We start from the raw sequence: 23,852 nt of genomic DNA, 5'->3' as shown, positions 1-23,852 counted from the left end.
GCTCACGCGGTCTCCAGCTGTTGACGCGAGACATCTAGAGGTTGCGCCGACTCAGCTCGTTCACCGCGTGATCCGCCGCGCGCGCCGTGAGCGCCATGTATGTGAGCGACGGGTTTTGGCACGCGGTCGACGCCATGCTCGACCCGTCGGTGACGAAGACGTTAGGCGCGTCCCACACCTGGTTCCACTTGTTGAGCACCGAGTTCTTCGGGCTCGTGCCCATGCGCGCGGTCCCCATCTCGTGGATCCCCATTCCTGGGAAATACTCGTCGTCGAAGGTCGCCACGTCCTTGACGCCGCACGCCGACAGCATCTCGGCCATGTCGTTCGCCATGTCGATGCGCATGAGGCGCTCGTTCTCCCCCGTCGCGCAATCGATCTTGAGCACTGGCAGCCCCCAGTGGTCTTTCTTTTCGGCGTCGATCGTGACCTTGTTCTCGTGGTTAGGCAGCATCTCACCGAAGGCGGCGCCACCAACACTCCACTGACCCGGCTCAGCCGCCGCGTCCTTGAAGCCGCCGCCGACGCCGAGCTCCGCGACGGCGCGTGACCAGCCCTCACGGCTCGCCGAGCCCTCGTAGCCAAAGCCGCGGAGATAGTCGCGCTTGTCCCCGAACAGGTTGCGATAGCGCGGGATGTAGACGGAGTTGGGCTTCCGCCCGTACTGGTCCTTGTTCTCAAAACCGTCGATGTGTCCTTCGGCGCCGACGCGGAAGTGGTGGTCCATCAGATTGTGGCCGAGCTCACCGGAGCTGCTCCCCAAGCCACCGGGCCAGATGTCGTTGGCCGACCGGAGGAGCAGCCAGGTCGAGTTGAGCGTCGACGCGCAGAGGAAGATGATCTTCGCTTCGTGGTCCGTCGTCTGGTTGGTCACCGCGTCGAGCACGCGCACGCCGGTCGCGCGTTTCCTATCCTTGTCGTAGAGCACCTCGGTAACGATCGCGAACGGTTGCAGCGTGAGCCGTCCCGTTTTCATCGCCGCCGGCAGCGTCGATGACTGTGTGCTGAAGTACGCGCCGTATGGGCAGCCAAGGCCGCAGGCGTTGCGATACTGGCACGGGCTGCGTCCGGGGAGCGGCAGGGTGAGGTTGGCCGTGCGAGCTGGGATGAGGCGGCGCTTACCGTCGAACAGATTCGTTAGGCGCTGCGCCACGAGCGCCTCGGCGCAGTTGAGCGGCATCGCGGGCTGGAACTCGCCGTCGGGGAGTTGCGGCAGCCCTTCTCTGGAGCCGGCGATGCCAGCGAAGCGTTCGACGTGGCTGTACCAGGGCGCGAGGTCGGCGTAGCGGATGGGCCAGTCGGAGCCTACGCCTTCCTTTTCATTGGCCTCGAAGTCGATATCGCTCCAGCGGAACGAGCAGCGTCCCCACATGAGCGAGCGCCCGCCGACGTGGTAGCCGCGATACCAGTCGAAGCGCTTCACCTCGGTATAGGGCGACTCTTCCTCGGTGGTCCACCAGTCGGCGTTCTTCTCGTTGAGTTGGTGGCCGCGCTGAAGCACCGGATAGCGGCGGATCAGCTCCTCCGTGCGACGGCCGCGGTGGGCGTACTGCCAGGGCGCCTTGGTGGCGTTCGGGTAGTCCTTGACGTGCTCGATGTTCTTTCCGCGCTCGAGCAGCAGGACCCTCAGGCCTTTTTCGGTTAGCTCCTTTGCGGCCCAGCCCCCCGAGATTCCAGATCCGACGACGATGGCGTCATACGTTGGCACTTTCACGGCACCTCTCTCGCGATTCGCGTCAATTAGATGTTGGCGGAGGTGAGGGACCGACGCCAGAGAGTCCGTTTGGAACTCAGCGCCGTTTGGCATCTAACTATCGTTTGAGTGGATGGTCGACGAAGAACTGCCACATTATCCGCGACGCATCGATGCTCTGCGTCATTTTGCCGACGAACCACGCCGGATGTGGGCCGCCTCCGGGCCACGTGTGGCCGCCGCCCGCGACCGTGTAGAGAACGACATCGGCGTTGTGCGCGCAGTGGACATAGCTCCGACGCGTCACGTCTGGTCTGACGACTGAATCGACGGGCACCGACGCGCAACGATTGCGCTTTGCCCAGTTCGCCGTCCACACGAGCTGACTCGGGAACGCTTGCCCGCGCGGCAGCACCCATGACGTGCCGCCCCTGTACGCGGCGAAGCGGTCGTCCGTGCCGTGAAAGTTGATCATCGGCACCGGGGTGGTGTCGCGGCAGGAATGCCACGGCTCCGTCTGCGCCGACCCGACCAGACCCACCGCGGCGATGCGATCGGAGAGCGCGCACGAGAGCCCGAAGGACATCCCGCCGCCATTCGAGAGACCGTTCGCATAGATGCGCGCCGTATCGATGTTGTAGCTCGCTCGCAGCGTGTCGATGAGCTCCGAGATGAACCTGTTGTCCCGTCCACTCCGATTCCAGGGCTCCACCTGCCACACGCGCACGCCTCGGCCGCCCACACCGGACGGATAGACGACGATGAACCCTTCGTCGTCGGCCACTTCGTTCCACCGGCTAATGTCGCGTTGCGCCGCGCCCCACAATCCAGCGCCGTGAAAGCTCAGAACCATCGGCGTCGGCTTCGTCGGATCGTACCGCGCTGGTACGTGGAGCAGATACGTCCGTTCCAGCCCGGACGAGACGATAGAGCCATTATCGCGGTTGTGGCGATAGAAGTGCGCCGCCTGAATGGGCACGGTCGCCAGCGGCAGGGCGATGATGGTCAGCACGGTGGCGAGTACTCGCGCTTTCATCGATGCCTGTTCCGCGCAATCGCGAGCGGCGCCGCCGAGAGCCGCGCCAGCGGCACAAACAGGATCGCGACCAGCATGACGAAATACCGCGGGATGTGCGGTGTATCGGTCAGCCACGCCATTAGCGTGTAGATCCCCAGTACCGCGATCGTCCAGGACACTGCGCCCGTGATGAGCGTCCGGTCGTTAAGTGTTCCCTCGCGCACCAATCGCGCGGCCACCCAGCCCGCAGCGAGCATCTTGGCGCAAACCAGCACCGCGAGAATGAGCGGCATTGCGCTCCACACCACGCCGATGCGTTCGCTGTCCACGATCCAGATCGCCAGCGGCCCGGCGAGAGATGCCAGTATCAGCGAGACGAACACGCTCCCCTTGATCAGCCGCTCGTTGCCCGTAAGGCCGAAACACAGGCTCTGCACGAGCTGCTTCCATGTGGAGAGCATCTGCCCCGCGACGACAACAACGAGTAGGACGATGGCGCGCGAGACACCGATGGTGCTAGCGACGCTGCGCAACCAGTCGAGTAGCGTGAGCCACGTACCGGACCAGTAGACGGCAATCGGTATCGCGAGTAGTACCAGCGCCCACGCCATCAACGTGCTCCGGATCGTCATCCTCAACTTGGCTGCCAGCAATTGCGAATCGGTGCGCGGCCGCGCTGCGACGAAGGGCGCCAGTGCGTAGGCATCGCTCGCGATCCCACCCGGTTTGCTTACTGACGCGGCGGCAAACGTCGCGACGACGACGGGAGCCAGGAGTGCGCCGAGCAGGATGATGATAAGGAGACTCGTCGCTGTACCGGCGACCCAGAGTAGGAGTAGCTCGAGTGGCAGTATGATGGCGACCCACACCGGCAGCGACCTGCCGTTGCGCCGCCACTCATACCAACTCTGCGCCCTCGCGGCTGACCATCGCTCTCGGTACCCGGCGTTCTGTTCTCGGCCGTCGGCCGAGCGTTGCGAGGCGCGAGTTGGAAACCACCAATCCGGTACAACACCGCGTCGCGCTCGCGCGACCGCAACCCGAGCCACGGCGTAGGCAACGGGTATCTGCGGAGCGGTGATCGCAACGACCGCCCACTCCGGAGCTTTCAATGCCAGCGCCAGGATGACGATGGCGTCGATCGCCCAGAGGACAAAAACCGAGACGACGACACGCAGCCCGGGAAGGCCGTACGGCATCCAGACGAGCGCTTGCGTCCACATAACCAGCGAAGCAGCAAGCGTCGCCGGCCATACATGTGGTATCGAAAGGTCCGACGGCCAGACGGAGAGCCACCTGGTGAGAACCCAGAGGGCGACCATGGCCATCGCCCCATACAGCATCGGCCAACCCACAAGCGCTGCGTTGGAGAGCGGCAGCGTGAACATCCGTCCGGGATACATGGATTGGCGCGCGGCGAGATCGCCGCTCAACCCATAGGTGAACACCGCGAGCAGGTAAACGAACGACACCGTGATCGGCACCACGACCACCAGCGCAAAGCTCTCGGCGCTACGAAATACAACGGGTGCGTCGCGCACGACGACCACGAGCTTGACGCCAAAGAGCAGGACGATGTAGACGCCCATCGCCCGAAATCCCCAACGATGCCGATGCCAGAATTCCCAGCCGATCGCGCCGGCGGGAGACATCATTGTGAACTCACGCTCCTGACGCGTGCGTGAAATATCTCGTTCAACGAAGGCACTCGTCCCTCGACGCGGTGCAGATCTATAATTTCCTCGAGCGGCGCGCTCAACACGAGCCGGCCGCTGCTGATCATCGTCACGTGATCGGCCACCTCTTCCACCTCGTCCAGGAGGTGCGACGAGAACAGCACCGTACGTCCGTCGTGCGCGATGGTGCGAAGCACCGCTCCCAGGATGTCGCGTCGAACGATCGGGTCGAGTCCCGACGATGGCTCGTCGAGCACGAGCAGCTCCGGCCGATGCGCCAGCGCGACGAGCAAACCCGCGCGCGCCTTCTGTCCCTTGGACAGCGTCTTTATACTCGCCGAGCCATCGAGGGCGAACGTCTGGCGCAGCTCATCGGCGTACGCATCGTCCCATTGCGGATAAAACGCGCGGGAATAGTGAATCAACTCGTCCACGCGCATCCAGCCTGGCAGGTCGTTCTCCTCGGACAAGTATCCAACGCGCGACAGAACACCCACGGGGTCGGCGACCGGGTCGAGCCCAAACACGCTCACCGAGCCTCTCTCCGCTTTGAGCAGTCCGAGGATGTGGCGGATGAGCGTCGTCTTGCCCGCGCCGTTGGCGCCGACGAGGCCGTACACAGCGCCCCGGGGCAGCGACAGACTCACCGAATCCAGGGCGGTCTTGGTCCCGAAGCTTCGGGTCAGATTGGAGATCTGGATGACTGGGTCGTCCATGCGGTAGAGACGGGGGCCCGGACCAGCAGTAACAGCGAATCACGTCTCGGTAAGAGGCCGAGACTGGCGATCCGCACTCGCCACCAAGGCTGCCGCCGCAAGATCGCCGGTCACGTTGAGCGTTGTCGCGAAGGTGTCCGGCAGCGCATCGACCGCGATCAAGATGCCAATACCCTCCGGGGGTAGTCCAATGGCGAGGAACAATGGCGTGAGCATGATGAACGCGCCGCGCGGAACGCCCGGCGCCGCGAACGCGAGGAAGACCGCGGCAAAGGCGACCGTCGCCAGCTCGCGCGCGTGCAGCGGAATGCCGTAGAACCAACCGACGAACAGCGCGCCGATCGTCCACGACACCGGAGCAGCCAGCTTGAACGTCGACACGGCGAACGGCAGGACAAACCCAGTGATGCGACTCGGGAGTGCGAGCCCGCGCTCACCGCTCTCGATCAGCGCCGGAAGCGACGCGATCGACGAGCTCGAGCTGAACGCGATGAGCTGCGCAGGAAGCGCCGCACGCGCAAAGCGCCCAATGGGAATTCTGCCGAAGACCGCCACCACCGGGTAGACGAGTAGAGTGACCGCGACACACGCGAGCGAGTACGCCGCGATGTACACGCCGATCGCGCCGGCCACCGCGCCCCCAAGGTGCGCCGCGAGCGGCAGCACGAGAGCGAACACGCCGATCGGCGCCACCAGCACCACCCATCGAACAATCACGAGCATCGCGTCGCCGAGCGCTCGCGCTAATCCCAAGAGCGGCGTTCGTGTCGGCTCGGGGCTGCGAGCGATCGCAATCGCGAGGATCAGCGTGAACAGAATCAGCGGCACCATGTCACCGTTTGCCGCGGCGGCGATGGGATTCGACGGGATCAACGACGTCAGCCACGCGCTGAAACTCGGATTCTGGCCGCCGGCCGACAGCTGATTCGCTGCCTCGGCGGCGCCCGCCGGCAACGTCGGCCTCGCGCCGGCGGTCGAAGGAAGAGGCAGGAGCGCGAATAGCGATGGAGCCAGCGGAATGACAATCGCCGCGGTCCCGGCCAACAACAGTCCGAACACAACGAGCGTGCGGCCGCCGATTCGGCCAATCGTTCCGACGTCCGTGGCCGACGCGATGCCGGTGATCAGTAGCGAGACCACCAACGGGATAACGGTCATCCGAATGGCGTTGACCCAGAGCGTCCCGACAGGAGCCAGCGCGTCGGCCGCGTTTAGCAATGGCTTACTGCCGGACGCGGCGACGAGCGCGCCGACGCCGATCGCAGCCGCGAGTGCTGCGAGAACACGTGTGCTCTCTTTCATTGGTTGCTGGTGGTTGGTTGCTGGTGGTTGTAGCCAGTGGTTGGTGATTCGTCATTCCACCAACCACGAATCACCAATACCAATCGCCAACCGTAGTCTTACATCATGAGATCGCCGCCGTTGATGTCGAGCGACGTCCCCGTGATGTAGCCCGCCGCTTCGGACGCGGCGAAGCAAATGAGGTCGGCAACTTCCCGTGCGGTCCCGAGGCGAGGAATGGGATAGCCCGCGCCCAGACGCTCGAGCAGCTCGGGAGTGGCATTCTCGTGCGTCAGTTCGGTGTCGATCATGCCCGGACACACCGCGTTGACGGTGATGCCGAACTTTCCCAACTCTTTGGCGGCGGCACGCGTCAAGCCGAGCAGCCCAGCCTTCGACGCCGTGTAGTGCGCGCCGCCCAACGTGCTGACCATGCGGCCCGCTGATGAGGAAATGTTAATGATACGGCCGTAGTGCTGCGCCTGCATCGTTGGCAACACGGCCTTCGTGAACAAGAAAGGCGCAGTGAGATTTACCTCGAGCGCGTCACGAAACTCCTCTGCCGAAAGATTTGGTAAGCGTGTCGAGCGCGCGAAGGCGGCGTTGTTGATCAGAACGTCGATGCGGCCGAAGCGGTCGAGCGTGCGGCGGACGATCTCGTCCGGCACGCCGTCGGCGGCAATGTCGCCCGGCACGGCCAGCGCTCGGTCGCCCAGCGACGCCGCCAACGACTCGGCGCGAGCCGTATCGCGAACGTTGACTGCCACTGCCGCGCCGCGTTCATGCAACCGCTCGGCGACGGCGCGCCCCAGGCCGCGTGCGGCACCGGTGACGATCGCGACGCGACCGCTGAAGTCCAGCGGCGCGCCGTAGGCTTTCTCGCCATCTGCGTCGCTCGAGCTGATGATGGCAGTCGGGTTGGAGACGCGCGAATATGGCCATCCACTGCGAGGTCGGCAAATGCGTGTTCGACGCCCGCTCACACGAGCCGCGACGGTCACCGCCACGAGCTGATCTCAGCGGAGGTAATAGTCGATCGTCGACACGACGCGGACCACCTTTGCGATCTGACTCGACTCGCTGATGCCGGGCACCTGGTCGCGGGGGAGGATCTCGAAAACGCCCTGGTTTGCCTGACGAATGGCGCCGAGGTCACTGCGAGAGTCGCGGGCGAATTGCGTCGCGGCCTCGCGCGCGCGCGCCGTTGCGTCGGCGATCATGTCCGGCTTGAGCTTGTTGAGTCCCGTGAAGAGGAAGTTGGGCCCGCTGCCGCCGGCGTAGTCGCCGTTGGCCGACGAGATCGTGACGCCGATCACCGCGAGCTCGCTGATCTCTTGACTCGCGGACAGGATCGCTTCGGGATTGGTCGAGCGAACGATCAGCGTTTCGTGAACGACGTACCGATTCGCGACGCGCCGCTCGGCGTTGTTGTACTGATTCGCGGAGGCGTCGGCGACCGCGAAGTCGGCGATCTGCACCTGATTCGTGTCAACGCCGTGGCGGACGAGGAAGGCGCGCACGCCGGCGACGCTGTGCGCGAGCTTCGCGTTGGCCGCGGCGAGATCGTTGTCGGCGCCGAGGAGGTGGATCGGCCAGATAGCGAGATCGGCGCGGACTTCGCGCTCCGAGACGCCTTTGACGGTGACGTATCGCTCGGCGGCGCGGCCGCGGGCGAAGCCGCTGCCGACGAGGAGTCCGCCGACGGCGACGCCGAGGGCAAGGATGAGGGAAGGGATGACGGCGCGATCGAGGTTCATTCGTGTTCGCGAAGATCGTTAGGCGTCGTCGCGCATTCTCGCGCCTTGCTCAAGGACGTTTCAGGAACCTGAAGTAGAAGGCTACGAAAACCAGGACGAGTCCTACGTTGACGCTCAGCCGTTCCCAGAATCGGTTTCTGAAGAACAACACGTCGACCGCGACGATCAGGACTGCCATCAAGACTAGGTAGAGTGCGCTGGCCATCTGGCTTCTCACTTCAGTCCTCATCCAAGGTAAAACCTCAACCGCGGCGCGCCGCTTCGATCTTGGCGATGTCGATCTTCTTCATCTGCATCATAGCGTCGAACGCGCGCTTGGCGGCAGCCGGATCGGGATCGGCGATCGCCTTCGTCAAGGCGATTGGCGTGATCTGCCAGGACAATCCCCATTTGTCCTTACACCAGCCGCACGCGCTCTCCTCGCCGCCGTTGCCGACGATCGCGTTCCAGTACCGGTCCGTTTCGGCCTGGTCGGCGGTTGCGACCTGGAACGAGAACGCTTCGGTGTGGCTGAACGCAGGTCCGCCATTCAGCCCGATGCATGGAATGCCAATGACAGTGAACTCGACGGTCAACACATCACCCTTCTTCCCCGACGGAAAATCCCCCGGTGCGCGATGGACCGCGCCGACGGACGAATCGGGGAAGGTCTTGGCGTAGAATCGCGCTGCCTCCTCGGCGCCGCGATTGTACCAGAGGAAAACCGTGTTCTTTGCCGGGTTCGCCATGTCAGATCTCCGTCGAGGTGAGACGCGGTCGTATTCGATTCCAGTTTTTGCGGCTGCAAAGAGTTGGCCGTCTCAGGCGCCTCTCAAGTTCGGCGAGATCGAGCGTGGCTCCCGTGTGATCATTGACCGGCCGGTGGTTGCCACAATTCGACCTTGTTTCCCTCAGGATCGATGACCCAGCCAAATTTGCCGTAGTCGGAGTCATCGATCTTGTCGAGGACATTGCAGCCTTCCGCTTTGAGCGCCGCCACCAGACCGTGAAGGTCTTCAACGCGGTAGTTGACCATGAACGAGGCTTCGCTTGGAGCAAACTGCTTGCTTTCCTTCGGAGCAACCAACCAGGCCGTCGTTCCGTTTGTGGGCTTGCCATCCGAATCCGCCCAGTCGAACGAGGTACCACCCCACGCCTGGACATCGATGCCAAGGTGACGCTTGTACCAAGCCTGCAGCGCAGGTGCGTCCTTTGCCTTGAAGAAGATGCCGCCGACGCCAGTGACTCGCTTCATGTGAACCTCCGATGTGTGGTGATTGGGGGATGCCGCGTCTTCTGCGGTCAGACGCTCGTCGTCGATGGCGGTCCAAGGATCGTGTGAGTCGTTAGGCCCGCGCGTGCCACTTCGCGCTCCGCCTGCGTGAAGCCATAGCTCGGTACGATCTCGCCAGTACGGTCGGTCACTTCCCGCCAGTGTGCGATCACCTCTTCGCCGGCATTCTCGCCCGCCGCGGAATGATAGCCTTCCGTGAGCGTGATGTTCGCGGCGGCGAAGTTGCCGGCGCCGGCGCACAGGATCGCATGGTTCGGTGCATCGTCGCTCACCAGCGCGAGCAGACCGGGGCTGACCAGCGCGGGGTCGAGCAGACGCAGGCTCTCCTGGGTAAACAGGTCTTCGGTCATCTGCGTTGCAGCGGTGGGAGCGAGACAGTTGACGCGGATGTTGTACTTCTCGCCCTCGATGGCCAGCGTCTGCATCAGGCCCACCAGCGCCATCTTGGCCGCGCCGTAGTTCGCCTGCCCGAAGTTACCGTAGAGACCGGAGGACGACGTGGTCATGACGATGCGACCGTAGCGCCGCTCGCGCATCAGGTTCCACACCGCCTTGGTGCAGATCACCGCGCCTAACAAGTGGACCTCCAGAACCAAGCGGAAATCATCGAGAGTCATCTTGCCGAAGCTCGTGTCGCGCAGGATGCCGGCATTGTTGATCAGGATGTCGACTCGACCCCAGTCGTCGACCACGCGAGCGACCATGTCGGTCATGGCGCCGACGTCGGTGACAGAGCCAGCGATCGCGGTGGCCTTGCCTCCCGCGTCAACAATCTCGCGCGCGACGCTGTCGGGGGCGTCCTGCGACACGTCGTTGACGACGACTTGCGCACCCTTTCGCGCGAGATAGCGGGCATGCGAGCGGCCCAATCCGCCGCCCGAACCGGTCACGATTGCGACACGACCTTCCAGAGTCATAGGCGTTTTGCTCAGGGCCGCTGAAAATACACGCGCGCCGCGCATTGACAATGTCGCGTCCTTGGCGGCGTCAGCGACGTTCATCCGGTTCCGCCTAACGCGGCACGACCGGGAGCACGACGTGCGACGGGTGTTGCGCGTCGTGGAGCAGCCGCTGATGCGCGACGACGAAAGTGCTGTCGCGCTCGTTGTTCCCGCCTGTGCTGAGGTTGCGGTCATACTTCGGGAAGAGCGACGACGACAACGTCAGCCGGATCCGGTGGCCCGGCTCGAACACGCGCGACGTGAACCAGAGGTCGATGTCGTAACGCTCCACGCCGCCCGGCGTCAACAGGACTTCCTTGTCGAACCCTCGCCGAAAGCGTGCGCGCGCGACAGCATCCTGCACGCGTTCGGCGCGGCCGTCCGGAAAGACGTCGAGCAACATGACGTTCCAGTCCGTGTCCTTCGCGTCTGTCGCCGCCCAGACCGTGGCCGACATCGGGCCCGTGACCTCGACCGACTTGGTGAGCGCTCTGGACGTGAAGACCAATGCGTCGGGACGCGCGGTGTTGAGAGAACTGAAATCCTCGTTGAGCGACGTCTCGAGCTCGCGCGAATCGATCGGATACGGTATGGGATTGGCGGGATCGTAGGTGAACGTGTCGGCGGGCGCCCCGGATGGTGGAATCGTGTCGAGGACACCGTCTCCGGCGCTCGTGTTGGCTCGGCCGCCTGACGAGACGTACCACTTCGTCGGGATCGCGCGCGCGAGCGGCCACGAGACTTCCTTGCGCCACATGTTGTCGCCGAGGACGAAGAGGTCGAACGGCGGCTCGGTGTCGACACCGTTATTCTTGCCGAGGAGGTAGTGGTCGAACCAGCGCAGCTGCAGGCGGCGCGTCTCGACACGCGATTGCGGTCCGAAATCGCCGGCGACGTAGTCGACGCCTTTATGCGCGCCCGGCCCCATCACCACGCGAATGAACGGGTGGCCGGGTACCTTCGCGAGCGCGTTGGTATAGTCGATCGGTCCGCGCGAGTCGTCATACCAGCCGGAGATCTGCAGCACGGGCGCGCGCACCTTCGCGATGTTGGTCGTGACGGCGTGCGCTCGCCAATACGCGTCGAGCGTCGGGTGCGCGAGCCACCGGTCCCACAGTGCCACTCGACCGCAGCCGAGTCGCTGCGGCAGATCGATGAGAGGGAGGTGAGTGATCGCCGTGCCGATGTCCAGCTCCGAGGTGTTTTCGAGCGTGCGCGTGCGCATGAGACACGCCCAATCGACATTGATCGGCGAGAGCACCATGTCCTCGTAAGGCGCGATGCGCCACGGATCGGCGCTCGCGGCCGACGGCGCGATCGCCGCGAGATGGGACGGCGCGCTCACGGCGGCGTACCAGGCGAGCCGTCCTTCGTCTGAGTGACCGATCAATCCAACCTTGCCATTCGCGCCAGGCAGTTTCGCCGCCCACTCGACGGCGTCGTAGCCGTCCCGCACGTCGGTGTCGTAATCGCCGAAATCGCTCCCATCCGAGATGTCGCGCCCGCGCACGTGCTGCGCGACGAAGATGTAGCCGCGCGACGCCCAGTATCGGCCGGCGAGATGGAGGATGCGCGTGTACGGCGTGCGCTGCATAACGACGCCGAATGGTCCGTCGCCGACCGGCCGCGTAACGTAGCTCACCAGCCGCGCGCCGTCGCGCGTCTTCATGAAGACGGCGGTGTCCTCGGTGACGGCGTACTGCGAGTCCGACACCGCGCCCGGCCAGAGGAGATAGTTCTGCTCGGGCACGAAGGCGGTGACGCGGCGCACGAGGCGGATCCGGCGTCCCGCCGGCTTGCCGTCGGCGAGCATAACGCCCGAGAGGGTATCATGATGCCACGCCGCGCTCAGCGCGTGTGTGGCGTCGTCGGTGAGGAGCAGGGAATCGTTACGCACGCTGACGCGCTCAACCGCGAGCATGGGCTCACCCGTGCGCCGGCGGATCGCACCGACGAAGCCGGAATCCGCGCCCGCGAAGTGCGCGAAGCCCATGCGGCGCCAGCCCTCGAAGCCGCCGCGCGGAACGGAGCCGAGGGCGACGTACGCGTCCCAATCGCCGCTGAGCGTCGGCGCTCGGTCGCGCGCGGTGCATGCGGCGACGAGCGCGAGGAGGCCGACGATCCGAGTGCGAAAAGGGTGGGTCATAGTGGGCCCGGGCGGCGATTAGGAAGTTCTCAGCACTCCCACTCCGTGCGGCCGCCCTTCATCTCGCGGCACGTGTGCGACTTACCTGGGTCCGTTACCATAGGCCGGGCAGCAGCCGATATGGCACGCGCGCCGCATACTCAGGATAGCCCGGCAATTCGCGTCGCAGAAAACGCTCCTCGAGTCCAATCCTTACGATCAAGAGCCCGAGCGGAATCGCGGCGAACAGCGCCGCGGTATACGATCCCAGCCAAAAACTCAGACCCACATTCACCAATGGATTTCCGGCATACATCGGGTGACGCACGACGCTGTAGATCCCGCTGGCGACCACCGTATGCTGTCGCTTGTTCTGAAGGCGCACGACAGTGACTGCGAAGGGGTTCTCGCGAAGAGCAGCGGCGATGATCGTCCAACCAAGGACGAACAGGACGAGCCCTATATTGGCCAGCACGCGCGGTGGACTCGGTAGCACGTGCCAGTGGAATGCATCGCGCGCCGCAACAGCTGGCACTCCCACGAACGCAGTCCCCATGAACGCGAGCAGAATCAGCCTGTCGATCCAGGGCTGATGTCGATGGATCAGCACCGTGGCGCGCTCAGTGAGCAGCGCGGGATTGACGCGGAACACTGCGATGGCGCTCATAGTCCTGACGACGAGCAGCACGGCGAGGACTAGCCAAGCTCGTTGCCACGCGAGCGTACCGGCCGCAACGAACAATACGATCGCGACGACCGCTGCGTCGGCGATGACTCGTGTCAGTACTCTGAACATCGGCGTCGCAGGATACAGAAACATTCGACGGAGTCCGTGGCCGCCTAACGCTTGAAGTTGAGCTGGGAGCGGCGGACGTTGCTCACCTCTTTGCTGCGTCGCCACTCTCGAGCCAGAAGCGATCGAACAGAACGATGTGGGACGTGCTCTCAAATCGATTGACCACGAAGGCTCGGCCGTTATCGACCCAATTCGCGCGAAAGCTGATGTGGAACTGATGCGGGAATCGAACAGCCACGCGTTTGGCGCCGGTCGCCACGTCGTACACCCAGATCGCGTCACGATCGCGCGTCTCTCGATACGGGATACTGATGGCTTTGCCGTCCGGACTAAACATGGGCAGCGCATTTCCGGGCATCGCGTCCTGCCAGACGACCGTGTGCCGTTCCCCATCGAGAAGTCTGAGCCCACCGCCCTGCATAGATGTGACGATCCAGGTTCCCGTGCGATCAGGTCGGGTGATCCAATCTCCTCGAAAGAATCCATCCACGACCTTCTCCGGCGCTCCTCCCGTGGGTGAAATACGCCGGGTGAGCCAGGCTCCATCGCGAAGCGAGCCGAAGATGATTGACCGTCCGTCAGGCGACCACACGGGCCACGCGTCGGCAGCACTGTCGTTGGTTAGCTGTCGGAGATCCGATCCATCCACGTTCTGTAGCCAGATGTCAGAGGTACCCGCAGTCGTCGACGCAAACGCGACGGCCGTACCGTCTGGCGAGAGCGACGAGTGCATCACAGCATTGCCGCCCATGAACGTGATCTGGCGAGGTTGGGCGTTGCCGTCGAGAGACATGATCCAGAGATTGCGGCTTCCAACTAGAGCATTGTTGAAGAGCAGCGTGCGCCCGTCACGCGTTACGAACGTCCACATCGGGTCAAGCGAGGCATCGAGAAGCCGCACTGCGTTGCGGCCGTTGGCGATTGGGTCTGAGCCGTAAGGCACTCGCCACACTTCTCGCATCGTCACGATCAAGCGCGTCGCATCAGCGGACAGACTTGGCGCGTCAAAGCCTTCGGCCACGTTTGTCGTGACGCGCACGATCAATCCGGTCCGAGCGTCCACTATGCCGAGATCGGCCGCGCCCTGAGGCTGCGTGGACGCGAAGTACGAGATCACGAGGTGATGGTTATCGGGTAGCCATGCCTGCGTGCGCGGCCCCTCGAGACCTCGTTCGAAGTGGGTGACCTGTCGTCTTACACCATCGATGACGCCGACCACGAACAGATTGCTCGGCGCAAATAGTCCACCGGAGGAGTACGCGAGCAACGTACCATCGGGCGACCAGCTCGCGCGGCTGATGTCCTGAACGTTCTTCACAAGCGTGCGTGCTCCGGTGCCGTCGACGGTGCCCACCATCAATGAAAAAGAGCCGCCTGGGATCGGTGCGAACCAAGCGAGACGTCGCCCGTCGGCGGATGGTGATGGCGCGCTGGCCTCGCCGATCACCTTGCGAGGCTGGCCGCCCAACGCGCCAATTCGCCAGATCAAGACGTCTGCTCCGGCTGAGCGCGTGTAGTAGAGCGATTCGCCGTCCTGAGCAAAGACGAGGTCGGACTCGATCGCGTCGTCGTTGGTTAACCTGACAGGCTCTCCGCCTGAGATCTGGCGTCTCCAAATGTCGGGCTGGCCGCTGCGATTAGAGACGAAGACAAATGAGCGTCCGTCGGGAGCAATGGCGCCACCCGTCTCGTTACCGTCGTAGTTCGTGAGCTGCGAGACAATCGTTCTCGACGTAGCAAAAGCAGCGACGCCCCGCCCAGACCCGGTCCCCCAGTCCGTCAGCCCGACGCGTGCGCCCATCGTCGCAATGAGGGCGTAGGTGAATAACCCTCCGGTGATGGCAGCGGTTACGATCGCCGCGAGGAGCTTCGGTTGAACAGCGAAGGGAATAACCTCGGCGCCTGGTCAGTCGACCGGTAGCGCCTTGTTGTCGACTCGCCGAGCGCCGCCGCGAAGTCGCCCGCGGTGGCGAAGCGGTCCGCAGGCAGCTTCGCCAGAGCGCGCTCGACGGCCGCATCGACTTCCGGCGAGACAGCTTTGCGCGATGCCGAAACAGGTTTCGGATCCTCTGCGACGATCTTTGCGATGATCGACTGCGGTGTCGGTCCGGTGTGTGGCGGTTCACCGGCAAGCATCTCATAGAGCACGGCACCAAGCGAATACACATCGCTACGTGCATCGATTCGGTGATCGCCGGACGCCTGCTCGGGACTCATGTACTGCGGTGTGCCGAGCGTTATGCCGGATTGGGTGATGCGCTCTCCGGCCGCGTTCGACACCGCCAACGCGATGCCGAAATCGCTCACCAGTGGTTCGTCGCCGTGCAGCAGGATGTTCTCAGGCTTGAGGTCGCGATGAATCACGCCCCGCTTGTGTGCGTAATCCAGCGCACTCGCGACACCGCGCGCGAGACGGACGGCTTCGTCGACCGGCAGTTGGTGTTCGCGCGCCAGCCGGGCGCGCAGCGTCTCACCTTCGACATATGGCATCACGTAATACAGCAAGCCGTCCACTTCACCCGAGTCGAACAACGGGAGCAAGTGCGGATGCTGGAGGCTCGCGGTGACCGCGATCTCCGCAAGAAAGCGCTCGGTGCCGAGCAGTGCGCCGAGCTCGCGCTTCAGGACCTTGACCGCGACAGCACGGTTGTGACGGAGATCGCGGGCACGGTACACGATTGCCATGCCGCCCTCCCCGACTTGCTGTTCGATTTCGTATCGAGGCGCCAGTTCGGCGTTGAGCTGGTCGGTGATATGCACGCAGGGCCCGGTTTCGGTGGCGGTGATTCTACGATTGACCCAACGCTTGACGAAGTCCAGTAGTGAGTACTTCGTCCGAACTTCTAGCCCGACGAAGCGGATGCACGATGCTCCCGGCCCTACCGAAACGAAAGGACGCGGGGCACAGAGGATGATCTCCTCTGTGCCCCTTTTCGTAGTGGCGCCTCGCTCGCGTCCATCATCGACTTCACGGCTCCGACTTCACCACTGCCGTCTTCGCCGAGAGCCGCACCTGCGATGCTCTCTCCAGGTCCTCCTTGAACTGCGCGGCCAATTGCGAGACGTCGATCGGCATTTCGTCTTCCATTCCATACACGCGTTCGAGACTCGTCTGTGCCTTCGCGTATGTGCTGTCCGCCGCCAGCGCGGATTGGTACGCGAGCGCCGCCGAACCGGGGTGACCTGTTCGCTCGAGCGCCACGCCGAGGTTGTTCGCAAACGACGGCGCCGCGGGGCGAAGCTCCACGGCACGTGCGAGTGGCATCAGCGCTTCGTCATAACGACCCTCGTCGATGAGCAGGAGCCCGAGATTGTTCATCGACCAGCTGTCATTCGGTTCGATCGACAGCGCGAGCCGATATGACGCCTCCGCGGAATCGCGATGGCCAAGCGCGCTCTCGACTCGTCCCCTCATCCGATGCACCTCGGCGGATTCCGAGTCGAGTGCGACCGCCGACTCGATCCGCACCAGGGCGTCGTCCGGGCGGCCCTGATCGAGTAGCACGCGGCCGAGGTTTAGCAAAGTCTTAACGTTCGTCGAATCGAGCGCGACCGAGTGCTCCAGCGCCTCCTTCGCGCGATCCAGATCACCGTTCTTCCACGCCGACAAGCCGAGCATGTAATAGCCGAAGGCATTGTCGGGATGACCCTCGACGTAGACGCCGAACGACTGCTCCGCCTCGCCGTACTTCCGCTGCGTGTACGAGGTCTGCGCCGAAGCGAACGTCACGACGGGCGGTTCTGTCCGCACCGAGTCGACGTCGCCCGGCGACACCGCGGGCGTGACGACGGCAGGCGCAGCCGACGCGGTCGTATCGACCTTCTGCTTCTCTCCGCGCGAGAAGCACGCGCTGGCGATCGCAACGATCGACAGTGCGACCGTCGTCACGATGAAGGGAGTGTGGCCTGAGTTATTGACTCGTGAAAATCGATCCGCGCGATACATAAAATCCTCCTGTGGTATGGTTGTCGGTGACATCGCGGGACCATGGAAAGGCAAGCGGATGTCCCGACCCACGGAGGAATCGGAGGGCGGCGTAACTCCCTGTGCTTCAACGACGTGGCTTGGGGCGTCGTTCGCCGCGTTCGCGGCGTCGTGTTCGCGCGGACACGTTTTTCCGGCGCCAGTGTGTCCACTTGGACACACGACGAATGATCAGCGGCTGCTGATGCCGTGCCGGCGCATGATCTTGAGGAGACTCGCGTGGTCAGCGAGGCCGAGCTGCTGCGCGGTTCGCGTGATGTGCCACTCGTTCTGCTCGAGCGCAGCGACGATGATCTGACGCTCCGCCTCGGCTTTGCGCTCGAGGAAGGTGCGCGCCTCGGGCCGGCTCGCCGGGCTCGGCGAGCCTTCTAAAATTTCCGCCGGTACATGCTCTGCCCCGATCCGGTCGCCGTCCGCGGCGATGATCATACGCTCAACGACGTTGCGCAGCTCGCGCACGTTGTTCCGCTTCCAGTCGTAGGCCGCGAGCAGTTCGAGTGCCTCGGGCGCAATCGATTTCCGACGGATGCCAAATCGCGCACACGTGGTCGTGATAATTACGTCGACGAGCTCCGGGAGGTCCGACAATCGTTCGCGCAATGGCGGCACGCGTAGCACGTGCACCGCGAGGCGAAAGAGCAGGTCCTGACGGAAGCGCCCCGCCGCAACGTCCTCCTCGAGTTCGCGATGCGTCGCGGCAATGACGCGCGCGGGCACGGGAATCGGGTGCATCGAGCCCACGCGCACGACCTGTCGCTCCTCGAGCACGCGTAGCAGCTTCGCCTGCGCGGCGGGCGGGAGCTCGCCAATCTCGTCGAGGAAGATTGTCCCTTTACCTGCCGACTCGAAGGCGCCTTTGCGCGTCGCATTCGCGCCGGTGAACGCGCCGCGCTCGTGGCCAAACAACTCGCTCTCGATGAGGCTCTCGGCGAGCGCACCGCAATTGACGGCGACGAATGGCTCACGCTCCCGACCGCTCAGGCGGTGCACATCTCGAGCGACGAGCTCCTTGCCCGAGCCACTCTCTCCGACAATGAGCACCGTGCTCGGGATCGGCGCTACACGCGCGATGGCGTCCTTGAGCTTCTTCATCGCCGGACTCGTGCCGCGGAGCGGCGTGTCCTCGGCTGCATAACGACGCAGCTCCACGACCTCGTCGACGAGGAGGCGATGTTCGACTGCGTTCTCCACTTCGCGAGCGACGCGCTCGACCGGATCCGACTTGTCGACAAACGAGTATGCGCCGAGCTTGATCGCCTGCGTGCAGCGATCGAAGTCGCCCGTGCCGGTGTAGACGACCACCGGCGTCTCCAGCTTGCGCTCGCGCATCGCGCGCAACACGGCGAAGCCGTCTTTACCCGGCATCTCGAGGTCGAGCACGACGCAGTCCACGGCCTCTCCGCCGAGCATCGCGAGCGCCTGGTCGCCGTCGAAGGCGACGAGGGTGTCGAAGCCGCCGATCCGCGCGAGATCGTATGCGTACTGCTCGGCCATGGGCCGTACGTCGTCCACGATGAGAACGGTCGTCATGCAGGGGATTCTGAAGGCGGAGGCAAATCGATCACGCATGTCGTCCCGCGGCCCGGGGCACTCTCCACGCGCAGGTCGGCCTGGAGATCCGCGGCGAGACGGCGGACGACGGATAGACCGAGACCCGTGCCGCTTGCCTTGGTCGTATAGAAGTCGTCGAACGCGTGCGTCAGTTCCTCGTCGGACATGCCGCGGCCGGTGTCGGCCACGATCACGCGCACGCCGCCCGTGGGCGTACGCGCCGTCTCGAGCCTGACCTCGCCTTCCCCGCCCGATGGCGGAAGGCTCTCGATCGCGTTCCGAAGCAGGTTGTCGAGAATTCGACGAAGCAGCACGGGATCGCCTAACGCTGTCGCCGGCGCCTCAGCGATCCGGGTTTGCACGATGACGGTGTCGGAGCTCGCCGAGCGGGCGGCATCGCGCGCGACGGCGCTGGCGTCGAAGGTGCGGCGATCGATGCGCGGCGTTAGGCGGGCATAGTTGCGCGCGAGCGTGTCGAGATAGGCGATGCTCGAATCGAGGGTCGCGCGACGCTCGGCGAACACCGCCGGAAGCCGCTCGGGCTCGCGCTCCTGCACCTGCGCGAGATGCTGCACGACGTTTCGGATCGGGATGAGCCCGTTCTTCACGTCGTGATTGACCTGACGCGCCATCTCGCCTCTCGTCGCCCGCCGCTCGGCGTCGAGCAGCTGCGCGGCGCTCACGCGCAGCCGCCGGCCCATCGCGCCGAAGCGGCGAGCGAGCGTTCCGACCTCGTCGTCACGCCCGGTGGCGAGCTCCAGCTCCGGACCCTCGAGCGAGATCGACGATGTCGCGTGCGTGAGCGCGGCCAGCGGCTTGCTCAGTCCCGCCGACAGCCAGAACGCGAGGGCGAGGCCGGCTAGCGCGGCCGCAGCCAGCGCGACTGCGAACCAGCTATTGATGTCTCGCCGCAGCGCTTCGACCTCGCCGCTCGTGTGGGTGACGACGATGCGTGCCGGCGCCACCTGCATCGAGTCGCCGAGCGCGCCGATGTACGCGAGCTGCTCGGCCGCCGAGACCATCAACGTGTCGGCCGCCTGCGCGCTGTCGGACGAGATCGTGCCGTCCGGCGTGACCAGCGACACGGTTACCGCGGTGTCGCGCGAGAACCGATTGAGAAAACTCTGATCGATCGTTATGCCGCCGACGAGTGTGAGTACGTGCGCGCCGATGCGCGTCGAGTCTACGCGCGCCAGTACGAGCATCGGCCCCTCCGGCGCGCGAACGCGTACGACCGTCGGGCGGTCTGCGGCGCTCGCGAGGAGCGACGGGAGTTGCGGCTCCAGGCGATCGTACTCGTTCCGGAAATGGCCGGAGCTGAGGATCCGTCCTGCTTCATCCTGTAGCTGGAGCATCGAGAGTCCGCTCACGCGCATCGCGCCGCCCGCCCAGTCGAGCAGGAACGCGCGCTCCGCCGGCGTGCCTTGCACAGCGAGTCGAAAGCGGTTGTCGTCGGCGAGCGAGCCGACGAGCGAGTGAAGGCGCGCCGACACGTCTGCGTTCTCGCGCGCGAGGTCCTGAATGGCGACTCGGGCGAGCGCGTCGACACGCCGTTCATTCTGCGCCGTTAGGCGCGCGGTGACCTGCCGCCGAATGCCGACGGCGAGCAGTGTCAGCGAGAGAAGCGTCGCGGCCGCAAAGGCGAGGAGAAGCCTGGCCCGAAAGCTCACGGACGGCTCCCGATGTCCGAGAAATGGAGCGTGCCGCGCCAGTCGACGGCTGCCGAGACGCGGTGGCGGTTCACGATTGCAGTCTGGCGCGTGTCGATGAGCGGAACGAGCCTAACGTCCGCGCCGCCTCTCAACAGCCAGGGAGCTGCCGACCGGAGCTCGCCGACGTCGTTGCACAATGACAGGGACCCGCGCGGCAGGTCGAGCACATAGGCCAGCTCGCCGCCGTCACGAAGCGCGCGTGCAAAATCGTCCTGTGCGAGCCCCGCCGCCACGGTGCGTGGGTCGAGGGCGACGAGCCGCTCGGCGAGTCCGCGCGCGATGCCATCGTCGCGACGGTAGACGACACGGTTGGAGCGGCCATCGGCGGAGGCCCGCGCCGGAAGCGAATCCAGGTTCGCGATGCAGGTACCGCCGCCATCCCACCAGTACGGCGGTTGCGCGGCGCGGGCTTCAGCGTGCACGGCGTCGTGCGCCAGCGACGCTCGCAGCGCAACGGACTGGGAATCCGGCTGGAGCAGCGTCGGCGAGATCTTCGGTGCGCTCGGCACAGCGAGCGCGTAGGTGCGCGTCCACGGCAGCGGAACGGCGACGAGATTCGCGCGCGCGGCACCGTAACTGACGGCGACGGGATCGTCGGTGACAAGCACGTCGCTACCGGCGTCGATGGCGTCGCGCGGATCACCGCTCTTCATGCGCCGAGTCACCAGATACGGATCGGACGATGACGCAAATGGCGTCAGCACCAACCCTCCCGCCAGAGTGTCCGCCGCGTTCCTGGCGATGCGATAGGGACCCGACCCTTCCGGCCATCCAGCGCCGGATTGCGGTTCGTATATGGCGAGCGCGCCGTCGGACAGCACAGGCCACGCGGTGTCGGGCAGCGAGACGATCAGCGTGTGGTCATCAACGATGGTGGTGCTTCCTACCATTTCGCGCGCGAGCCGAGTCGAAGCCGTCGACCCCGAGGCCGTCGCCTGCCACGCCGCGAGGACCTCGCCAGCTGTCACGGGTTTGCCGCTCCAGAACGCCGCACCGCTGCGAAGCGCGAGGGTGACGCGAGACCTCGTTGCGTCGAGCGTCCATGACGCGGCCAGCCCGGGTCGCGCGCGACCGTCACAGTCTATGTCGATCAGCGTCTCGTAAGCTTGAGCGAACACGAGTCGCTCGGCGGCGTTCGTCGCCTCGGGCACGTGCTTGCCAATGACCGGGGCCATCGTGGCCAGCACGAGCGTGTCGCCAGCGTTGGCTCGCGCCGCGCCGATGACGCACGACGCTACCGCCGGCGCGGCCGGCGCACCGGGGCGCGCGCTCGTGCACGCCGCGATACCGATGGCGATTGCGCCGAGCGAGGCCGCGCGTCGAGTCGTCCGTTGTGTCGACATGCCTGAGAATGTGTTACACCGCTCGACGCGTCGGGATCGGTGCACGACAAAATGTCCGGCGTCAGGTGTGAGCGACCGCGATTCGCATGTAGAGCGCGCGCTCGACCTTCGCGTCGCCCCGAGCGAATTGTTTGTTCCAGTCGGCCATGCCGGAATCGTCGCCGACGCTAAAACCGACGGATCGAAGGTCCGCGGCCATCTCCTCGCGCGACCAGGCGCTGATTTGCGGTTCTCCCATCAACCAGAACATCAGCCGCGTGATGAGCCGGCGATGAGCCGTGTGATAGTTCACGATCAGGGCCGAGCCGCCGGACGCGCTCCTGCCGGCGATATTGGCGAGCGTCGCACGCATTGCGTCTCGCGTTAGGTACATAACGACTCCTTCCCAGATCCAGCACGTTGGCAGCGAGCGATCGTGTCCGGCGCGCTCGAGGACGGCGTCGAGCGATTCCCGTTCAAAATCGATTGAGACGAAGCTGACCATTCCGATGGCTGGCGGCAGCTCGGCGAGGTGCGCGCGCTTTTCGCCTTGCGTGGCCGGATGATCGACCTCGAAGACTTTCATGCCGGCCATCTCGGGCATTCGCCATGCGCGGCCGTCATAACCGGCTCCGAGTATGACGACCTGCTTCGCGCCACCGGCAATCGCGTCGCGGACCGCCTTGTCGATCGCCGCTGTGCGAAGGGCCATGATGTCGGCCATGCCACGCGCCATTTCGAGTCGCATACTGCGCTGTCCGACTCGAGTCGCGCGCTCGATCTTGGCGAGATTCTGCTTTCCCTTCTCGTTGAGAAAAACGCGCGCCGTTGGGTCGTGAAAATCCGCGACGTGCGAGATGCCAACATCGGCGATGGCGCGGCCGAGGGCGACGAAATGAGCGGTGCGGCTGGGGCGCTCAGCTTTCACGGGTCGCGTTGTACGTCAAGACGCTGACGAGCGTCGCGACGACGTATGCGGGCCGCGACGAGGAATAAGCCCCATCGGTGCTTCACGTCCGCGCTAGCCAGCCGTCGGAAAACAGCCAACCGAGTCCACCGCAATAGCAAGAAAATCCGGCAGGAGAATCCCCGTGTCGGATCAATCCGGAACCCCCACACGCCGGACAATCAATCGCGTCGGCGGGTCGGGCTGGGACCAATAGCGCCAGCTCTGGAAACTCTGTCCATGCGCGTCCCAGTACCGCAAGCTGCGCGTTTGGAAGAACGACGACTTGGAGATCGAAGGGTTCGTTGCCGTTGAACGAAACGACTTTTCCGTCAGACAGCCTGATTCCGAAATGACGATCCGAGTCGTCCGTGATCGGGAGAATGGCGAGTTGCTTCGCGACGCGACGAAGCTTGCGCGCTCGCGGCGTGTCCTCCTCGATAAAAGAGTCTAGCGACCGACGCAGGCGCGCCCTGTGATCAGCGGTCAACATTGCGATGCTCCGTGCGCGGCGACGTTACAGCACGCACTAGCGTCTCTCGAGATGGGCCGGATTCAGTATAACGAACAGCACGACGGCAACTGCCGTGACGCCCAGGCCCGACGGTGAACCCGTGAGGGCATAGAGCAAGATCCCGAGCAGGCTCGCTGCGTCGAGAAATGCCCAGGTAACCAGTGCCGGTCCAGCGGCCGTCATCCAGAACGAGTCCGCCGACTCATCGGCTGCTCGCCGGCGGACGCGCCTCCGGAGGAGCAGCGATAGGCAGCACGCACCGAGCGACACGCCGATGAGCGCGCGGAGCAGTGCGGCCGGGAAGTCTACCAAATCCGCCGCCACCGAAGGCCTCATCACGAAGTGACCGACCAGAGCGAAGAGCACCATGCCGGTGACCATTGCGGCGTGGATAATACGGATCGTTCTTGCCGTCTGGACGGCCGCTCGTGGCGCTGTCATTGATGAGAAGATTTCTTGTCGCGAAAGAAGTTGTAAGAGGCATGAGCGCTTCGTGGCCGCTCTATATGTGGGCCGAGGGTGCCGATGCTGACACTTCCCTGGTTC

At 64.7% G+C, this 23,852-nt stretch carries 20 protein-coding genes; all 20 read right to left on the bottom strand.

Features of this window, described 5'->3' with window-relative positions; all coding sequences use genetic code 11:
* Positions 1-34: 34 nt before the first annotated feature.
* The 20 genes from VGH98_19425 to VGH98_19330 all read right to left on the bottom strand — a co-directional run bounded on the left by VGH98_19425 (position 35) and on the right by VGH98_19330 (position 23,747).
* Positions 35-1,714: a GMC family oxidoreductase gene (locus VGH98_19425; GenBank protein HEY2378156.1), complete on the bottom strand. Its 1,680-nt coding sequence runs from the start codon at positions 1,712-1,714 to the stop codon at positions 35-37.
* A gap of 97 nt (positions 1,715-1,811) precedes the next feature.
* Positions 1,812-2,729 (bottom strand): PHB depolymerase family esterase, encoded by a 918-nt coding sequence (locus tag VGH98_19420; protein ID HEY2378155.1) that lies wholly within the window; start codon positions 2,727-2,729, stop codon positions 1,812-1,814.
* Complete coding sequence (locus VGH98_19415; protein ID HEY2378154.1) at positions 2,726-4,366, bottom strand: hypothetical protein; 1,641 nt, start codon at positions 4,364-4,366, stop codon at positions 2,726-2,728. Before VGH98_19415 ends, VGH98_19420 begins: the two co-directional genes overlap by 4 nt.
* Positions 4,363-5,103 carry an ABC transporter ATP-binding protein gene (locus VGH98_19410; GenBank protein HEY2378153.1) on the bottom strand — a complete coding sequence of 247 codons (741 nt, stop codon included), beginning with the start codon at positions 5,101-5,103 and terminating at the stop codon, positions 4,363-4,365. The genes VGH98_19415 and VGH98_19410 overlap by 4 nt, the downstream gene beginning before the upstream one ends.
* Before the next feature lie 39 nt (positions 5,104-5,142).
* Complete coding sequence (locus VGH98_19405) at positions 5,143-6,405, bottom strand: dicarboxylate/amino acid:cation symporter (protein HEY2378152.1); 1,263 nt, start codon at positions 6,403-6,405, stop codon at positions 5,143-5,145.
* Positions 6,406-6,503: 98 nt separating this feature from the next.
* Entirely contained in the window at positions 6,504-7,391 is an 888-nt protein-coding gene (locus tag VGH98_19400) for a 3-oxoacyl-ACP reductase family protein (GenBank protein HEY2378151.1), read from the bottom strand.
* A 9-nt stretch (positions 7,392-7,400) separates the two neighbouring features.
* Positions 7,401-8,141, bottom strand: coding sequence for an SIMPL domain-containing protein (locus tag VGH98_19395; GenBank protein HEY2378150.1), 741 nt, complete (start codon positions 8,139-8,141; stop codon positions 7,401-7,403).
* A gap of 242 nt (positions 8,142-8,383) precedes the next feature.
* Positions 8,384-8,869 (bottom strand): VOC family protein, encoded by a 486-nt coding sequence (locus VGH98_19390; GenBank protein HEY2378149.1) that lies wholly within the window; start codon positions 8,867-8,869, stop codon positions 8,384-8,386.
* A 119-nt stretch (positions 8,870-8,988) separates the two neighbouring features.
* Entirely contained in the window at positions 8,989-9,375 is a 387-nt protein-coding gene (locus tag VGH98_19385; protein ID HEY2378148.1) for a VOC family protein, read from the bottom strand.
* Positions 9,376-9,422: 47 nt separating this feature from the next.
* Positions 9,423-10,331 carry an SDR family NAD(P)-dependent oxidoreductase gene (locus VGH98_19380; GenBank protein ID HEY2378147.1) on the bottom strand — a complete coding sequence of 303 codons (909 nt, stop codon included), beginning with the start codon at positions 10,329-10,331 and terminating at the stop codon, positions 9,423-9,425.
* Positions 10,332-10,425: 94 nt separating this feature from the next.
* Positions 10,426-12,501, bottom strand: a complete 2,076-nt coding sequence (locus tag VGH98_19375) for a CocE/NonD family hydrolase (GenBank protein HEY2378146.1) — start codon at positions 12,499-12,501, stop codon at positions 10,426-10,428.
* A 94-nt stretch (positions 12,502-12,595) separates the two neighbouring features.
* The gene (locus VGH98_19370) at positions 12,596-13,300 is read right to left on the bottom strand and encodes an isoprenylcysteine carboxylmethyltransferase family protein (protein HEY2378145.1); all 705 of its coding nucleotides are present in this window, start codon (positions 13,298-13,300) and stop codon (positions 12,596-12,598) included.
* Positions 13,301-13,358: 58 nt separating this feature from the next.
* Entirely contained in the window at positions 13,359-15,077 is a 1,719-nt protein-coding gene (locus VGH98_19365) for a hypothetical protein (protein ID HEY2378144.1), read from the bottom strand.
* A gap of 47 nt (positions 15,078-15,124) precedes the next feature.
* A complete protein-coding gene (locus tag VGH98_19360) occupies positions 15,125-16,036 on the bottom strand; it encodes a serine/threonine-protein kinase (protein ID HEY2378143.1) in 912 nt (303 codons plus the stop codon).
* Positions 16,037-16,244: 208 nt separating this feature from the next.
* Positions 16,245-17,255 (bottom strand): tetratricopeptide repeat protein, encoded by a 1,011-nt coding sequence (locus VGH98_19355; protein HEY2378142.1) that lies wholly within the window; start codon positions 17,253-17,255, stop codon positions 16,245-16,247.
* A 177-nt stretch (positions 17,256-17,432) separates the two neighbouring features.
* Positions 17,433-18,791, bottom strand: a complete 1,359-nt coding sequence (locus tag VGH98_19350) for a sigma-54 dependent transcriptional regulator (GenBank protein ID HEY2378141.1) — start codon at positions 18,789-18,791, stop codon at positions 17,433-17,435.
* Positions 18,788-20,482 carry a HAMP domain-containing sensor histidine kinase gene (locus VGH98_19345; protein ID HEY2378140.1) on the bottom strand — a complete coding sequence of 565 codons (1,695 nt, stop codon included), beginning with the start codon at positions 20,480-20,482 and terminating at the stop codon, positions 18,788-18,790. The genes VGH98_19350 and VGH98_19345 overlap by 4 nt, the downstream gene beginning before the upstream one ends.
* Positions 20,479-21,867, bottom strand: coding sequence for an ABC transporter substrate-binding protein (locus VGH98_19340; GenBank protein HEY2378139.1), 1,389 nt, complete (start codon positions 21,865-21,867; stop codon positions 20,479-20,481). Before VGH98_19340 ends, VGH98_19345 begins: the two co-directional genes overlap by 4 nt.
* Positions 21,868-21,928: 61 nt before the next feature.
* On the bottom strand, positions 21,929-22,774 hold the full coding sequence (locus VGH98_19335; protein ID HEY2378138.1) for a class I SAM-dependent methyltransferase: 846 nt from the start codon (positions 22,772-22,774) through the stop codon (positions 21,929-21,931).
* A 547-nt stretch (positions 22,775-23,321) separates the two neighbouring features.
* Entirely contained in the window at positions 23,322-23,747 is a 426-nt protein-coding gene (locus tag VGH98_19330; GenBank protein ID HEY2378137.1) for a hypothetical protein, read from the bottom strand.
* Positions 23,748-23,852 lie beyond the last annotated feature (105 nt).

The organism is Gemmatimonadaceae bacterium, assembly GCA_036496605.1.
Classification (GTDB): domain Bacteria; phylum Gemmatimonadota; class Gemmatimonadetes; order Gemmatimonadales; family Gemmatimonadaceae; genus AG2.
This window is presented reverse-complemented; position numbering and strand designations above follow the sequence as displayed.

Bases quoted from the DNA above. Each gene is read 5' to 3' on its own strand.
- VGH98_19340 (HEY2378139.1), bottom strand. From the start codon at position 21,867: ATGTCGACACAACGGACGACTCGACGCGCGGCCTCGCTCGGCGCAATC.
- VGH98_19390 (HEY2378149.1), bottom strand. From the start codon at position 8,869: ATGGCGAACCCGGCAAAGAACACGGTTTTCCTCTGGTACAATCGCGGC.
- VGH98_19375 (HEY2378146.1), bottom strand. From the start codon at position 12,501: ATGACCCACCCTTTTCGCACTCGGATCGTCGGCCTCCTCGCGCTCGTC.
- VGH98_19365 (HEY2378144.1), bottom strand. From the start codon at position 15,077: ATGGGCGCACGCGTCGGGCTGACGGACTGGGGGACCGGGTCTGGGCGG.
- VGH98_19350 (HEY2378141.1), bottom strand. From the start codon at position 18,791: ATGACGACCGTTCTCATCGTGGACGACGTACGGCCCATGGCCGAGCAG.
- VGH98_19330 (HEY2378137.1), bottom strand. From the start codon at position 23,747: ATGACAGCGCCACGAGCGGCCGTCCAGACGGCAAGAACGATCCGTATT.
- VGH98_19380 (HEY2378147.1), bottom strand. From the start codon at position 10,331: ATGACTCTGGAAGGTCGTGTCGCAATCGTGACCGGTTCGGGCGGCGGA.
- VGH98_19415 (HEY2378154.1), bottom strand. From the start codon at position 4,366: ATGATGTCTCCCGCCGGCGCGATCGGCTGGGAATTCTGGCATCGGCAT.
- VGH98_19410 (HEY2378153.1), bottom strand. From the start codon at position 5,103: ATGGACGACCCAGTCATCCAGATCTCCAATCTGACCCGAAGCTTCGGG.
- VGH98_19405 (HEY2378152.1), bottom strand. From the start codon at position 6,405: ATGAAAGAGAGCACACGTGTTCTCGCAGCACTCGCGGCTGCGATCGGC.
- VGH98_19385 (HEY2378148.1), bottom strand. From the start codon at position 9,375: ATGAAGCGAGTCACTGGCGTCGGCGGCATCTTCTTCAAGGCAAAGGAC.
- VGH98_19420 (HEY2378155.1), bottom strand. From the start codon at position 2,729: ATGAAAGCGCGAGTACTCGCCACCGTGCTGACCATCATCGCCCTGCCG.
- VGH98_19355 (HEY2378142.1), bottom strand. From the start codon at position 17,255: ATGTCACCGACAACCATACCACAGGAGGATTTTATGTATCGCGCGGAT.
- VGH98_19395 (HEY2378150.1), bottom strand. From the start codon at position 8,141: ATGAACCTCGATCGCGCCGTCATCCCTTCCCTCATCCTTGCCCTCGGC.
- VGH98_19370 (HEY2378145.1), bottom strand. From the start codon at position 13,300: ATGTTTCTGTATCCTGCGACGCCGATGTTCAGAGTACTGACACGAGTC.